General features: G+C 64.9%; 18 protein-coding genes and 1 tRNA gene. 6 read left to right on the forward strand and 13 right to left on the reverse strand.

Annotated features, from left to right (window positions below; genetic code table 11):
* Positions 1 to 16: 16 nt before the first annotated feature.
* The 4 genes from rlmH to M9H71_RS10265 all read right to left on the reverse strand — a co-directional run bounded on the left by rlmH (position 17) and on the right by M9H71_RS10265 (position 3,196).
* Positions 17 to 499 carry a 23S rRNA (pseudouridine(1915)-N(3))-methyltransferase RlmH gene (gene rlmH, locus M9H71_RS10250; RefSeq protein ID WP_455404924.1) on the reverse strand — a complete coding sequence of 161 codons (483 nt, stop codon included), beginning with the start codon at positions 497 to 499 and terminating at the stop codon, positions 17 to 19.
* 84 nt (positions 500 to 583) lie between these two features.
* Positions 584 to 940: a ribosome silencing factor gene (gene rsfS, locus M9H71_RS10255; protein WP_455404925.1), complete on the reverse strand. Its 357-nt coding sequence runs from the start codon at positions 938 to 940 to the stop codon at positions 584 to 586.
* 306 nt (positions 941 to 1,246) lie between these two features.
* A complete protein-coding gene (locus M9H71_RS10260) occupies positions 1,247 to 1,879 on the reverse strand; it encodes a nicotinate-nucleotide adenylyltransferase (RefSeq protein ID WP_455404926.1) in 633 nt (210 codons plus the stop codon).
* 24 nt (positions 1,880 to 1,903) lie between these two features.
* On the reverse strand, positions 1,904 to 3,196 hold the full coding sequence (locus M9H71_RS10265; RefSeq protein ID WP_455404927.1) for a glutamate-5-semialdehyde dehydrogenase: 1,293 nt from the start codon (positions 3,194 to 3,196) through the stop codon (positions 1,904 to 1,906).
* A 123-nt stretch (positions 3,197 to 3,319) separates the two neighbouring features.
* On the opposite strand from M9H71_RS10265, the gene M9H71_RS10270 reads away from it, so the two are divergent.
* Both M9H71_RS10270 and M9H71_RS10275 read left to right on the forward strand, forming a co-directional pair.
* Positions 3,320 to 3,601, forward strand: coding sequence for a type II toxin-antitoxin system ParD family antitoxin (locus tag M9H71_RS10270; RefSeq protein WP_455404928.1), 282 nt, complete (start codon positions 3,320 to 3,322; stop codon positions 3,599 to 3,601).
* Positions 3,591 to 3,890, forward strand: coding sequence for a type II toxin-antitoxin system RelE/ParE family toxin (locus M9H71_RS10275; protein ID WP_455404929.1), 300 nt, complete (start codon positions 3,591 to 3,593; stop codon positions 3,888 to 3,890). The genes M9H71_RS10270 and M9H71_RS10275 overlap by 11 nt, the downstream gene beginning before the upstream one ends.
* Here M9H71_RS10275 and proB read toward each other — a convergent pair.
* Positions 3,887 to 5,017, reverse strand: coding sequence for a glutamate 5-kinase (gene proB, locus M9H71_RS10280; RefSeq protein WP_455404930.1), 1,131 nt, complete (start codon positions 5,015 to 5,017; stop codon positions 3,887 to 3,889). The two genes, M9H71_RS10275 and proB, sit on opposite strands and share 4 nt — an antisense overlap.
* A gap of 140 nt (positions 5,018 to 5,157) precedes the next feature.
* On the reverse strand, positions 5,158 to 6,219 hold the full coding sequence (gene obgE / locus M9H71_RS10285) for a GTPase ObgE (RefSeq protein ID WP_455404931.1): 1,062 nt from the start codon (positions 6,217 to 6,219) through the stop codon (positions 5,158 to 5,160).
* A 151-nt stretch (positions 6,220 to 6,370) separates the two neighbouring features.
* On the opposite strand from obgE, the gene M9H71_RS10290 reads away from it, so the two are divergent.
* Positions 6,371 to 7,276 (forward strand): DMT family transporter, encoded by a 906-nt coding sequence (locus M9H71_RS10290; RefSeq protein ID WP_455404932.1) that lies wholly within the window; start codon positions 6,371 to 6,373, stop codon positions 7,274 to 7,276.
* Here M9H71_RS10290 and M9H71_RS10295 read toward each other — a convergent pair whose 3' ends face one another.
* Positions 7,277 to 7,450, reverse strand: a complete 174-nt coding sequence (locus M9H71_RS10295; RefSeq protein ID WP_455404933.1) for a hypothetical protein — start codon at positions 7,448 to 7,450, stop codon at positions 7,277 to 7,279. It lies immediately after the preceding gene.
* Here M9H71_RS10295 and M9H71_RS10300 point away from each other — a divergent pair.
* On the forward strand, positions 7,434 to 7,820 hold the full coding sequence (locus M9H71_RS10300) for a hypothetical protein (RefSeq protein WP_455404934.1): 387 nt from the start codon (positions 7,434 to 7,436) through the stop codon (positions 7,818 to 7,820). The genes M9H71_RS10295 and M9H71_RS10300 overlap by 17 nt on opposite strands.
* Positions 7,821 to 7,983: 163 nt before the next feature.
* On the opposite strand, the gene M9H71_RS10305 is transcribed toward M9H71_RS10300, so the two are convergent.
* From M9H71_RS10305 to rplU, 3 genes are all read right to left on the reverse strand, one after another.
* On the reverse strand, positions 7,984 to 8,583 hold the full coding sequence (locus M9H71_RS10305) for a GNAT family N-acetyltransferase (RefSeq protein WP_455404935.1): 600 nt from the start codon (positions 8,581 to 8,583) through the stop codon (positions 7,984 to 7,986).
* A 134-nt stretch (positions 8,584 to 8,717) separates the two neighbouring features.
* A complete protein-coding gene (gene rpmA / locus M9H71_RS10310) occupies positions 8,718 to 8,990 on the reverse strand; it encodes a 50S ribosomal protein L27 (RefSeq protein WP_011155727.1) in 273 nt (90 codons plus the stop codon).
* An 89-nt stretch (positions 8,991 to 9,079) separates the two neighbouring features.
* Entirely contained in the window at positions 9,080 to 9,460 is a 381-nt protein-coding gene (gene rplU / locus M9H71_RS10315; RefSeq protein WP_047308166.1) for a 50S ribosomal protein L21, read from the reverse strand.
* Between the two features lie 376 nt (positions 9,461 to 9,836).
* Here rplU and M9H71_RS10320 point away from each other — a divergent pair, with 376 nt between their 5' ends.
* Both M9H71_RS10320 and M9H71_RS10325 read left to right on the forward strand, forming a co-directional pair.
* A complete protein-coding gene (locus M9H71_RS10320; protein WP_455404936.1) occupies positions 9,837 to 10,994 on the forward strand; it encodes an ROK family protein in 1,158 nt (385 codons plus the stop codon).
* 154 nt (positions 10,995 to 11,148) lie between these two features.
* Positions 11,149 to 11,238, forward strand: a tRNA-Ser gene (locus M9H71_RS10325).
* Between the two features lie 213 nt (positions 11,239 to 11,451).
* Here the strand turns inward: M9H71_RS10325 and M9H71_RS10330 are convergent.
* From M9H71_RS10330 to M9H71_RS10340, 3 genes are all read right to left on the reverse strand, one after another.
* Positions 11,452 to 12,558, reverse strand: a complete 1,107-nt coding sequence (locus M9H71_RS10330) for an ATP-binding protein (RefSeq protein ID WP_455404937.1) — start codon at positions 12,556 to 12,558, stop codon at positions 11,452 to 11,454.
* Complete coding sequence (locus M9H71_RS10335) at positions 12,555 to 13,241, reverse strand: response regulator (protein ID WP_455404938.1); 687 nt, start codon at positions 13,239 to 13,241, stop codon at positions 12,555 to 12,557. The genes M9H71_RS10330 and M9H71_RS10335 overlap by 4 nt, the downstream gene beginning before the upstream one ends.
* Before the next feature lie 70 nt (positions 13,242 to 13,311).
* A complete protein-coding gene (locus M9H71_RS10340) occupies positions 13,312 to 13,641 on the reverse strand; it encodes a GCG_CRPN prefix-to-repeats domain-containing protein (protein WP_455404939.1) in 330 nt (109 codons plus the stop codon).
* Between the last annotated feature and the right edge of the window lie 28 nt (positions 13,642 to 13,669).

The following is a 13,669-nucleotide window of genomic DNA, read 5'->3' on the forward strand; positions in this document are numbered from 1 at the left end:
TTCACTACGGCGTCGGTTACGCACGATGATAAGGATGTCCCGCCAAGATCGTCGCGGCCCGGTAAATCTGCTCCAGCAGCAGGACACGGACCATCTGGTGCGGCCAGGTCGCAGCGCCGAACGACAGGCTCAACTTTCCCTTGCGCCGCAATTCAGGCAAAAGTCCGTCGGCACCGCCAATCACGAAAATAGTACCGGTTACCTGCTCGTCCCGCCAGCGCCCGAGCTGGTTGGCGAAGGCGACGCTGCCGAGGCTTTGGCCTCGCTCGTCGAGCGTCACCAGCACCGCTCCGTCCGGCACCTGAGCGGCGATCGCGGCGGCTTCCTCCGCCATCCGTGCCGGCGCCTCGCGGGCGCGGCTTTCGGTGATTTCATGAATGTCGAGGCCGCGGAAGCCGAGCTTGCGGCCGAGATCGTCGAACCGCGAGCGATACCGCTCGGCAAGCTCGCGCTCCGGCCCCTGCTTCAATTTGCCGACGGCAACCACAGTCAATCGCATCGGCTTACGCGCCCTCCGCGCGCAACCGCGCCAGTCATCATTCGGTCTCGCGCCGTTCGGGCGCGACGACGCCCAGCGCTGCGACTACAGCGTCTTTGCCGGCGACGGTCCTTGGGTCCACAATCGCTCGAGATTGTAGAACTCGCGGACCTCGGGACGGAAGACGTGCAACACCACGTCGCCGCTGTCGATCAGCACCCAGTCGCAATTCGGCAAGCCTTCGACGTGCGGGGCGGCGATGCCGGCCTGCTTCAGCGCCTTGACGACGTTCTCGGCAATCGCACCGACATGGCGGTTGGCCCGCCCGCTGGTGACGACCACGTAGTCGAACATCGCTGATTTGCCGCGGAGGTCGATGGTCACCGTCTCTTCCGCCTTCATGTCGTCGAGGCGGGAGAGGATCAGTTGCAGCGTCGTCTCGGCATCCGGCGCAGTTTTCAACTGCGGAGCAACCGGAGCGATCGCTTCGGGGGACGGTACCGGCGCAGTCCTGTTTGACGCGGACCGCGTTACCTTTGCCGCGACCGATTTCGGCAAAGCCGACGTGGACAATACAGAAGTGGTCAGGGACCTTTCCTTTCACTGTATCGTGCGCGCCGACTCTCGGCGTGCACAGGTCATTCTAAAGCAATTTCCAGCAAAGTGGAATCGGGGTGACCCCGGCGGGCCCACGAGGCCGCAGCGCCGTCTCGCAAAAGTCACAGGCCCGATGTGGGGTGTTACGCGCCGAGAGTCCAGCGGCCGCGATCAGCATGTCTTCCAGCTTCCATCGGGGTTCCGCAAAGCGGTCGAGGACACCGGCGATTTCAGCCCCGTCAGAAACACCCAAGCCGGTGGATCGCAATCTGCCAGCTTGGCCGCCTCGTTAGCAGGAAGGCGTGCTCGCATCAGACGCTGCGCGGCGGGAGACGCCAACGCGCGGAGGCTGGTCGGCGGGCGGTCGATCACCGCGATCGGGACCTCGGCCGCGATCTGCTGCCACTGCTGCCAGCGATGGAACTGAGCCAAATTATCGGCGCCCATGATCCAGACGAAGCGAGCGCCGGGACAATGCCGGCGCAGATAGCGGAGAGTGTCGGCAGTGTAGCGGGTGCCGATGACGGCTTCGAGACGGCTGACCTGAATCCGCGGATCGTCCGCGATCGCCTGCGCGGCGGCGACCCGGGCGTCGATCTCGCGCAGGCTGGAGATGTCCTTCAGCGGATTACCCGGCGACACCAGCCACCACACCCGGTCGAGTTTCAGCCGTTTGATCGCGAACTGACTGATGGCGCGATGCGCCAGATGCGGCGGATTGAACGAGCCCCCGAGCAGGCCGATCCGCATTCCAGGTGTGAACGGCGGAATCGCGCGGCGGGCTGCCGCGAAGTCCGTCGTCACCTCAGCCTCGGCGACAGGGCAGCATCACGGCCGGGTCTGACCGCTGCCATGGATGCGATACTTGAACGTCGTGAGCTGTTCGGCGCCGACCGGTCCGCGCGCGTGGAATTTGCCCGTCGCAATTCCGATCTCGGCGCCGAAGCCGAATTCGCCGCCGTCGGCGAACTGCGTCGAGGCGTTGTGCAGTACGATCGCGGAGTCGACCTCGCTGAGAAACTTCGCGGCGGCCTGCGCGTCCTCCGCAACAATGGCATCGGTGTGGTGCGAGCCGTGGTCGTGGATATGCGCGATCGCCGCATCGACGCCGTCCACGGTCTTGGCCGCGATCACCGCGTCGAGATACTCGGTGTCCCAGTCCTCATCGCTCGCCGACTTCACGCGCGGGTCGGCCTGTTGCACAGCTTGGTCGCCGCGCACTTCGCATCCGGAATCGATCAGCATCGTCACCAGCGGGGCGAGATGCGTTGCAGCGGCAGCGCGATCGATCAGCAGCGTTTCGGCTGCGCCGCAGACGCCCGTGCGGCGCATCTTGGCGTTCAGCACGATCGACTTCGCCATCTCGAGATCAGCGCTGCGATCGACATAGACGTGATTGACGCCTTCCAGATGCGCGAACACCGGCACCCGCGCTTCGCTTTCGACGCGGGCCACCAGGCTCTTGCCGCCGCGCGGCACTATGACGTCGACCGTTCCATCGAGGCCCGAAAGCAGCAAGCCCACCGCCGCCCTGTCGCGGGTCGGCACCAAAGTAATCGCCGCATCCGGCAGCCCGGCCTCGCGCAGACCCTGCACCAGACAGTGATGGATCGCCCGGCAGGAGCGGAAGCTCTCCGAGCCGCCGCGCAGGATCACGGCGTTGCCGGACTTCAGGCACAGCACGCCGGCGTCGGCGGCCACATTGGGCCGGCTTTCGAAGATCACCGCCACGACCCCGAGCGGCACGCGGACGCGCTCGATGGTCATGCCGTTCGGCCGCTGCCAGCTCTCGGTCACAGTGCCGACCGGGTCGGCAATGCCGCGCACCACCGCGATGCCTTCGGCCATCGCTGCGACGCGCGCCGGCGTCAGCGTCAGCCGGTCCAAGAACGCCGCGGTGGTACCGGAAGCCTTGGCGTCGGCGACATCCTCGGCATTCGCCGCCAGAATCTTGTCGGCGCCGGCGTGGATCGCGCGCTCCATCGCTTCCAGCGCGCGGTTCTTCTGCTCCGGCGGCGCCAGCGCCAGAATCCGGGCGGCAGCGCGGGCCTGGCGGCCCAGGTCGGTCATCAGCGTCGTCAGTTCGGCGCTGCCGTCGATGGCTTTGAGCGAGGCGGTCATAGGGTTGAGCCTGAAAAATCCGTGGTGCGTCATGTAAATAGGCGGAAAACGCCGGTACGCCAAGCCGGTTGCAGGGAAACCGGGTGATCCCTATCCTTTTGAAATCTGCTCAAGGAGGCTCCCATGGCCGGCAGCTACACCCTCGACGAGCACGCTGCGGCGTTCGTCGACAGTCTGGTCGAAAGCGGACGCTACGAGACCGCCGGCGATGTCGTGCGGGAAAGCCTGCGCCAGATGCAGGCGCGCGAGGCCAAGCTCGAAGCACTGCGCACTGAGATCCAGAAGGGGCTGGACAGCGGGCCAGCTGAAGAATTCGATCCCGCGGAGCTCGCGGAAGACGTCAAGCGCCGGGGGCGAGAGCGGCTGACCGCGGACCGGGCTGCGGCAGAGAAGCGTGGCTCATAAGCGGCGGATCAATCCAAAAGCACGGGCCGATCTTGATGAGATCTGGTCTTTCATTGCTGCGGACAGTGAGAGGAGTGCGGATGCGGTGATCTCACTGATCACCGACGCGATGGCCATGCTGGCCATCAATCCAGCAGCAGGACGTAGGCGCGCCGAACTGTCGTTGTCGCTACGCAGCTTCCCCGTCGGCAACTACTTGATTTTCTATTCCACCGAGCCTGATGGAATCAGAATTGTTCGGGTTCTCCACGGGCGTCAGGACATCTCGCGCAAGGATGTGGCGCCTTAGGCCGGCGCTGTCCCGACCACAAGATCGTCGCGATGGATCATCTCGGCCCGGCCGGTGATGCCGAGGATCATCATCACGTCGGGCGACGACCGTCCTTTGATCTTCTCGGCGTCCTCGGCGTCGTAAGCGACCAGACCGCGACCGATCTCGTCGGTGTCGGGACCGCGGACGATCACCGCGTCGCCGCGGCAAAACTGGCCGTCGACCCGGATCACGCCGGCCGGCAGCAGGCTCTTGCCGGCGCGCAGTGCACTGACTGCGCCGGCGTCGATCGTCAGCGTGCCCTTCGGCTCAAGCGAGCCTGCTATCCAGCGCTTTCGTGCGGTGACCGGGTTGGCGGGCGTCAGGAACCAGGTGCATTTGCCGCCCTCGGCGATCGCCTTGAGCGGATGATCGATCTTGCCTGAGGCGATCAGCATATGCGTTCCGGCCGAGGTCGCGATCTTGGCCGCCTCGATCTTGGTCCGCATGCCGCCGCGCGACAGCTCCGAGCCGGCCGCACCGGCCATGCCTTCGATCTCGGCGGTGATCGAGTCGACCACCGGGATCAACGTGGCGTCAGGATTGCTGCCGGGGGGCGCGGTGTACAATCCATCGATGTCGGACAGCAGGATCAGCAGATCGGCGCTCGCCATCGTGGCGACCCGCGCCGCGAGCCGGTCGTTGTCGCCGTAACGGATCTCGGTGGTGGCGACGGTGTCGTTCTCGTTGATCACCGGCACCGCGTGCCATTCCAGCAGCTTGCCGATGGTCGAGCGGGCGTTGAGATAGCGCCGGCGTTCCTCGGTGTCCTGGAACGTCACCAGGATCTGTCCGGCGCCGATGCCGTGAGCGCCGAGCACTTCCGACCAGGTTCGCGCCAGCTCGATCTGGCCGACCGCGGCGGCGGCCTGGCTCTCCTCGAGCTTCAGCGGCCCGCGCGGCAGCTTCAGTCGGCTTCGTCCCAGCGCAATCGAGCCGGACGACACCACCATCACATCACGGCCGCCGCGATGCAGCTCGGCAATGTCGGCGGCGAGCGCCGTCAGCCACCCGGCCCGCACCTCACCGGCGGCGGAGTCGATCAGCAGCGACGAGCCGACCTTGACGACGATACGGCGGAAATCGTGGAGCTTGGGGCTGGTCATGGGGAGTATCGATCACGAGGTCACGGCCCGCAAAGCGGGGCGACTGGCAGGAAGAGGCCCGTTCTGCAGCACCGGGCCGGCCTGCGCAAGCCGTGCGAACGGACCGGCAGATCTGCCGTCATCCGGCCAACTGCGAGGGGTCAGGCGTCCTGCGGCGCCCAGGGCTTGGCTTCGGCCGGATTGTCGGCAGTCCCGATCGCCTTGTCCGAGACGGGAGCTTCACCGATCACCGCGACCAGTGCCCGCAGCGCCTCCGGCACGCCCTGACCGGTCACGCCGGACAGCAGCAGCGGCGTCTTCTTGGCGGCGCGCTTCAGCCGATCCTTCTGCTTTTTCAGTTCGTCCGGCTCGACCGCGTCGATCTTGTTCAGCGCCACGATCTCGATCTTGTCGACCAGCGTCTCGGCATAGGCTTCGAGTTCGCCGCGGACCGTCTTGTAGGCTTTGCCGGCGTGTTCGCAGGTTGCGTCGATCAAATGCAGCAGCACCCGACAGCGCTCGATATGGCCGAGGAAGCGGTCGCCAAGGCCGGCGCCTTCATGGGCGCCTTCGATCAGGCCGGGAATGTCGGCCAGCACGAATTCGCGGCCGTCGCTGTTCACCACGCCGAGCTGTGGGTGCAGCGTGGTGAACGGATAGTCGGCGATCTTCGGCTTGGCGGCGCTGACCTTCGACAGAAACGTCGATTTGCCGGCGTTCGGCAGCCCGACCAGGCCGGCATCGGCGATCAGTTTCAGCCGCAGCCAGATCCAGCGCTCTTCGCCCGGAAGGCCCGGATTGGCGTGGCGCGGCGCCCGGTTGGTCGAGGATTTGAAATGGGCGTTGCCGAAGCCGCCATTGCCGCCCTTGGCCAGCACGAAACGCTCTCCGATCTTGGTGAAGTCGTGAATCAGCGTTTCCTTGTCCTCGTCGAAGATCTGGGTGCCGACCGGCACCTTCATCACGACGTCCTTGCCGCCGGCTCCGTGGCGGTCGCTACCCATGCCGTTTCCGCCTTTCGGCGCCTTGAAATGCTGCTGGTAGCGGTAGTCGATCAGCGTGTTGAGGCCGTCGGCCGCCTCGACGATGATGTCGCCGCCACGGCCGCCATTGCCGCCATTGGGGCCGCCGAACTCGATGAACTTCTCGCGGCGGAACGCCACGCAGCCGTTCCCGCCGTCGCCGGAGCGGATGTAAACCTTGGCTTCATCGAGGAATTTCATGGGTCATCCGTATCGTAAGGTCGGGGGGCGCGGCAACACTTCGATCAGTCTGGGCGGCCGAGACGGTCTGAAAGTCGAAGCGACGCTCGGCCGCCTTGCTCCGGCCAGCGCCCCGGGGCGATAAGCGACGGTCACAACCATCCGGGCCAATATGGGGCGGTTCGCCAAAATCACCACCGGGTCCGACCCGCGCACGTCCCGGATCGCCGGCATTCTGCTGATGCTGTTGGCGATGCTGGCGTTTTCGTTCGCCGATGCGGCCGGCAAAACAGTGGTCGCGATCTATTCGGTCGGGCAGCTCCTGGTTCTGCGGGCGCTGGCCGGGCTGTTCGTGCTGTCGCCGCTGATCTGGCGCCAGCGCTCGGCGTTCCTGCGGCTGGAGCGGCCAGGTCTGCAATTGGCGCGGACACTGATCGCGGCCTGCGAAGTCGCGGTGTTCTATCTGGCCACCGTTTATCTGCCGCTCGCCGACGTCATCACCTTCTATCTGGCGTCGTCGCTGTTCGTGTCGGTCGGCGCCGCGTTGTTCCTCGGCGAGACCATCGACCGGCCGCGCGGAATCGCGATCGTCATCGGGTTTGTCGGCGTGCTGATCGCGCTGCAACCGTCGGCCCAGACGATGAGCTGGCCGGCGCTGATCGCGATCCTGGCCAGTGTGCTGTTCGCCTGTCTGCTGTTGCTGACGCGATTCCTGCGCCAGACTCCCGACATGGTGCTGGCGTCGCAGCAGTTCGTCGGCACGCTGTTGCTGGGGCTGGTGCTGGCACCGTCGGGCTGGATCACGCCGTCGGCGACCGATCTGGTGTGGTTCGCGATTTCGGGTGCGGTGTCGGCGGTCGGATTGCTGTGCGTCAACCGTTCCTTGCGGCTGGCGCCGGCGAGCGTCGTGGTGCCGTATCAGTACACGATGATCATCTTCGCCGCCGCGTTCGGCTGGCTGCTGTTCGGCGACGTGCCGTCGCGGGCGACGGTGGTCGGGGTCGCGATCATCATCGCGGCCGGGCTGTATCTCGGCTGGCGCGAACGCAGCGCATCGAGGGCGGCGGATCGCAGCTGATTACTCGCCGACCCGCAGCGTCAGCCCGCTGAAGCGTTCGCCGAGCTGGCGCGCGCGTTCGCGGCGTTCTTCGGTCAGCAACTTGCGTTCGGTCGCCTCGAAAGCGTCGAGGTCGGCTCGGAATTCGTCGCGCACGTCACGGACGGGGACGGTCTGGTTGGGCGAATCGGGCATCTCGGCCTCCCTGGTCGAACTCACGCCTAACTACACGGCGTTGATGAAGATCGCGTATGTGCGAAGGTCGAAGCGGCGCGATCGATCGGCGATGGTTAAGCGCCGATGGACCGCGCTGTGCCGATCGCAATCAGATGCCGAAACGGCGGTCGAGATCGACGAAACGGAAACCGATTTGCTCGGTGCGTTCGCGGTGCTTTTCCGCTTCCGCAGCACGTTCGGCGGCGCGTTCGATCTGATCGATCGTCGCCGGCGCCAGCGGCTGGATCTCTTCGGCGAGCTCGCGGGCGAAGATGGCTTGGATGTAGCGATGAGCGGGCATTTCGAACCTCCGTGGTTGGAAGTCCGTCCTACGCAGCCTGCGGATTGAGCTGAACTCGGTTCTGACCGAGGCTGGCGGCTGGTCGTGTGGCCGTGGTTAAGCGGCGGGTAACAGCGCAGGTGCGGCTTGATACGACTGTCTCGAAACAGCATCGGCCGGGTCGCAGCCCGGCCGATCCGTTCAGTTTAATGATGGCGCGTCGAGGCGCTGGTCAGCACCGCCGCTTGGCGGTGCCCCACTTCTTCAACGACGACCACACCCCGCGGGTCAGGCGGAAACAGTCGACGGGGGTCGACGATCCGATCGACTCGAAGCGGTGCAGCTCGACACCGGTCCATTGGAAGCCGCACTTCTCCAGCACGTTGCGCGACGCCGGATTGATGACGCGGGCACCGGAGATCATCTGCTTGGCGCCGTGCACCTCGAACGTGAAGTCGATCACCGCTCGTGCAGCTTCAGTGGCGTAGCCGTTGCCCCAGTGCTGGACGCCGAGCCAATAGCCGAGTTCGGGCGCGTCGCGCTCGCTCCAATCGACGCCGACCAGACCGATCGGCTCCAGATCCTCGGCCTCGATCAAAAACACGCTGTCATGGCCCTGGGTCAGCGCAGTGACGAAGCGCGCGGCGTCGTCGCGCGTATAGGGGAAGGGCATCCGCCGGGTCATCTCGACGACGCGGCGATCGTTGGCGAGCGAGGCGATGGCCTGAACGTCGGCGAGAACCGGTTTGCGCAGCGTCAGCCGCTCGGTCTCGAGGACGCAAGGTCTCGCCTCGCGCAACGAGGGCGTGGTGGTCGGGATCTCCTGCAACATGGCGGGCTCCTGAAGATGCGCCGTAGAAAGTACGCAAAGAAAAAGGGAGGTCGGTTATCCCGCCTCCCCTGGAGCCCTTAGTTGTGCTCCGCCGGTTTGACAGGACCCGGCGGACACATATTTCTGTCCACCGTCTATTCGGCCGCCTGCATCGCAATCGGGAGTACCGATACGTAGGTGCGGCCGTTGGCTTTGGCGCGGAATTCGACGCGACCTTCCACCTTGGCGAACAAGGTGTGATCAGTGCCCATGCCGACGTTGAGGCCGGGATGCCACTGAGTGCCGCGCTGACGCGCAATGATGTTGCCGGGAATCACATGCTCGCCGCCAAACGCTTTGACGCCGAGGCGTTTGCCTGCGGAATCACGTCCGTTGCGCGAGGAACCGCCCGCCTTTTTATGAGCCATGGCTCGTCTCCAAAATCCGAAATACCTTTTAGATGAATCCCGTTACGGAATCATCCCGCTTTTTTGACACGCCTGCTGCGCGCTGCGACTTACTCGGCAGCTTCCGCAGCCGGGGCCGCCTTGGCGCGCTTGGGCCGGGGGCCGACCGAGGGCTGCTTGCCGTCGGCGAGGATCTCGGTGATCCGCAGCACGGTGATTTCGTCGCGATAGCCACGCTTGCGCTTGGAGTGCTTGCGGCGGCGCTTCTTGAACGCGATCACCTTCGGGCCGCGCTTGTGATCCAGCACTTCGGCCGCCACGGTGGCGCCGGCCACGGTGGGCGCGCCGAGAACCGGGGTGTCGCCGCCCAGCACCAGCACTTCGCCGAGCTGGATAATGGTGCCGACGTCGCCGTCGAGCTTGCCTACTTCGAGCACATCTTCCGGAACGACACGGTACTGCCGGCCGCCGGTTTTGATGACTGCGAACATCGTTTTTCTTCCTTCGTGTTCGATCCCGTCCTCGGGTGACCCGGGCCGGCTTTTTGGTCAGTCTGTTGCGGACTTGCGGCGAAAACGCCGCGGGTTTCCGTGCGGTTGGACTTGAGCCGGGCGAAAGCGCCTCTGGCCGCACAAAAGGATTCGGCGCGAGACCTGCCCGCGCCGCTGCGGGACTTATATCGGGCAGCAACGTCAAGTCAAGACAAAGCCGGCCGAACTCGCCTCGAATCGGCCGGTCCAAGGGCGGTCGGGCCGACGGCCAAGTCGTCAGCCAGGTCGTCAGCCAGGTCGTCCCCCACCGTCCCGTGCATGCAACCAACCGGTTCCCGGATCGTTGTCATCCGGTTTTCATGCGGGGGAAGCGGCTATGGCTGAGGATACGCTGACCACGACGACCGCGGGCATCGCCGTTCACGGTGCGGCGCGGCTGCCGTCGGTGGACATCGATACCTACAATATCGAACTGAAGGATGACGACGGCTTTCTGGGCGATCGCGCCAGCAAGGGGGCCTTCCAGCGTATCCTCGATTCCTGGCGCAAGCCGCTCCGCAAGTCCGGCTCCGATCCGTTCGGCGACACCGCGACCGAGGACATCTCCAAGAGCATGCTCGACAAGGTGCTGACCGGAGACGAAGCCAGCGCCGCGGCGCTGGTGCACGGTGCGATTGAAGATTTCGCCCAGGAGCTGGCTTATGTCACCAAGCGCTTCCTCAAGACCAAGGCCTGGGCCGATACCGAGTGTATCGTGGTCGGCGGCGGCTTCCGGCAGAGCCGGCTCGGTGAAATCGCTATCGCGCGGACCGAAATCCTGCTGCGATCCGAAGGACATAAGATCGAATTGGTGCCGATCCGATTTCACCCCGACGAGGCCGGGCTGATCGGCTGCCTGCATCTGGCGCCGTCCTGGATATTCGAAGCGCACGACAGCATTCTGGCGGTCGATATCGGCGGCTCGAACATCCGCTGCGGCGTGGTCGAGACGGCCTGGAAGAAGGCGCCGGACCTGTCGAAGGCCTCGGTGTGGAAGTCCGATCTGTGGCGGCATGCGGACGACGAGCCGACACGCGAAGCGGCGGTCAAGCGGCTGACCCGGATGCTGAAGGATCTGATCTCGGACGCCGAGGATGAAGGCTTCAAGCTGGCGCCCTTTATCGGCATCTCCTGCCCGGGTGTGATCAACGCCGATGGGGCGATCGAAAAGGGCGCACAGAACCTGCCCGGCAACTGGGAGAGCAGCAAATTCCATCTGCCGCGCAGCCTGGTCGAAGGCATCCCGATGATCGGCCAGCACGACACCGCGATCCTGATGCACAATGACGGCGTCGCCCAGGGGTTGAGCGAGGTCCCGTTCATGCAGGAGTTCGAGCGCTGGGGCGTGTTGACGATCGGCACCGGCCTCGGCAACGCCCGCTTCACCAATCGCCGTGACAAGGACAAGGCGAAGAAGGAGCGGGAGAAAGACAAAGACAAGGACAAGGACAAGGACAAGGGGAAAAAAGACAAGGATAGCAAGGAGAAGGCCTGATCCCCCGCGGCTGCCGGCCCTGCGCGGCCGGCGGTCTGGCGCTCGCCGGTCAATTCTGGAGAGAAATCCGCCGCCGTGCGCCTTGTCTATCCGTCGCTCCTCGCCTAGAACACGCCCCGACCACCGGGCGAGAATCGCCCGCTTTGGCACCGAAGGAGAGGTGGCAGAGTGGTTGAATGCACCGCACTCGAAATGCGGCATAGGTGCAAGCCTATCGGGGGTTCGAATCCCTCCCTCTCCGCCAGCTTTTCACGCTTCGAAAGATCCGGAAGAATAACGGCTCTCTCTCGCGCTAAAGGCGGTGATCGTAACCGCCAGGGGATCCGACGCTTGCCACCGAATAGGGGGCATCGGGCAGAAGCGGACGTCGATCGTTTCAGAATGGATGCGGCCCGACATTCTGTGACGGTCTCCGAGACCGTGGTTTCCGGGCCATAGAGACGTCACCATTCAACCGTCAGGCCTTCGACGAAGCGTGAGGCGCGGCCTTTCCGTCCACGTCTGGTCCGCCGACGGGAAGGACGATCTCGAAAATCGAGCCGCCTATATTCGATGTTCGGTATCGCGCGTGTCCGCCATGTGCCTCGGCGATCGCGCGGACCACGGACAATCCGAGGCCCGAGCCGCCGAATTGCCGAGACCGTGAGGGTTCGGCGCGTGCGAACGCATCGAAGGCTTGGGCGGCGAATTCCGCGCTCAAGCCCGGCCCCTCGTCTTCGACGGCGAGGACGACGTCCGCCTTCTCAGGAGTCATCCGGATCTCGATCACGCCGGGCGTCGCGTAACGGCGCGCGTTTTCCAGGAGCGCAAGCAGCGCCTGTCGGATCCGCGTGCCGTCGCATGGCAGCGTTACCGGCTTGGCTGTCATCCGCACGGAGAAACCAGCCCCTTCCAGCGCGGGACGCATCGCCTCGACAGCCTGCTCCACCTCGCTGGCGAGATCTGTCGGCTCGACGCGCATGTCCAGGCGCTGACTGTCCGAGAGGGTCACGACCCGCAGATCGTCGACGAGACGTGACAGGTTTTCGACCTGAGCCAGCAAACTCCTGAACAGCTCATCGCTTGGTTCGAAGACGCCGTCGGTGAGCCCTTGCAGGCGACCACGCAGAATCGTCAGCGGCGTCCGCAGTTCATGAGCGATGGCTGCGTTCCACGACGCCATCGACTGCGCTACGTCCTGTAGACGCTGGGCCATCGCGTTGAAATCGTCGACGAGTTGGGCGGTTTCGCCGAGCGAGCGATCGCCCGGCACCGCCCGCGCTGTGAGGTCGCCGGCTGCGATCTTGCGCGCGCCTTCCGCCAGAGAATTGAGCGGCGCAAGGATTCGCCGCGTCAGCCGCAGTGCGGCGTGGATCGCGATGGCGAGGCCGAGCAGAAGAAAGATCGCGATCAGGACGAAGTCGGGTGCTTCCGGCAGCAGCGGCGGCGGGCCGGGAGGCGGCGGAAACCAGGTCAGATAGATGGTGTAGAAGATGAACGTGCCGACGAACACCATCAGGACCGCGATGGCGGCGACGACGCTCATCGATAGCGTGATCTGCCCGCTGAGGCGATAACGTTTCATGCGGCGATCAGTCGGTAGCCGATTCCGCGCACGACCGACATCATGCCGCTGGCGCCCGCCTCGTCGAGCTTGCGGCGCAGATTGCTGACATGACTGTCGACCGTCCGCTCCAGCGCGTCGCCGCCCGGAAGGCAGGCGTCGATCAGTTCGTTGCGGCCGAAAGCCCGCGTCGGCGCCTTTGCCATATGAGCCAGCAGTCGGAATTCCGTCAGGGTCAATTGCAGCGGCATCGCGACCTCGTCGCCATGCACCTTCGCCAGGTGACTCTCGAGGTCGATTTCGAGCTTGCCGATGCGAAGAATAGTTCGGCTGGCCGCGTGCCCCGACCGTCGCAGAACCGCCTTGGTGCGGGCAACGACCTCGAGCGGGTTGAACGGCTTGACGACGTAGTCGTCAGCGCCCAGACGCAATCCCTGCAGGCGATCGAGATCCTGATCGAGCGCGGTGATCATGATGATCGGCGTCTCCCCCCGACGACGCAATTCGGCGAGGACGTCCCAGCCATCCATCTTCGGCATCTTCACATCGAGCAGAACGAGATCCGGTTTCAGGATCGCGTGCTGATCGAGCGCAGTCTGTCCATCGGCCGCATTCACGGTGCGGAATCCTTCCCGCACCAGATACGCGTCGAGGATCTTGGTGATTTCCGGCTCGTCTTCAGCGATCAGGATGAGTTCGTTCATCGTTCATGTCCAACCGGAGTGCGCCGATCGCGATGGTCGGCGGGATCGGCGCAGCTCGAGGTTGCCGAGGTCAGTGGTCCCATGACCAGTCGTAGGCCGGCGGAGTATCGTCGTCATGCGAGGGGTCGTCGTGAGGCCAGCTGTATTCGTCACTCCAGGCGTCGGCGCGATAACCATCATAGCGGTACGGCCACGAAGAAAACCGATAGCCGAGACGGCGATCGGGACGGCAGGTGCCCCAGGACGTGACATGCCAACCACGGCCGCATTGCCAGTCGGCTTGGATCACGTCCGGCGAGGTGTGCAGCAGCGCGCGTCCGAGCGGCATTGCCAGCGCGCTGCCGTTCCACAACGACAGCGTGCCCATCAGGATCGCGGCCTTTAATAGCAACTTTCTCATCGGATCACATTGCTCCCTTTCAGCGTCG

The sequence above is a fragment of the Rhodopseudomonas parapalustris genome (genome assembly GCF_053772255.1).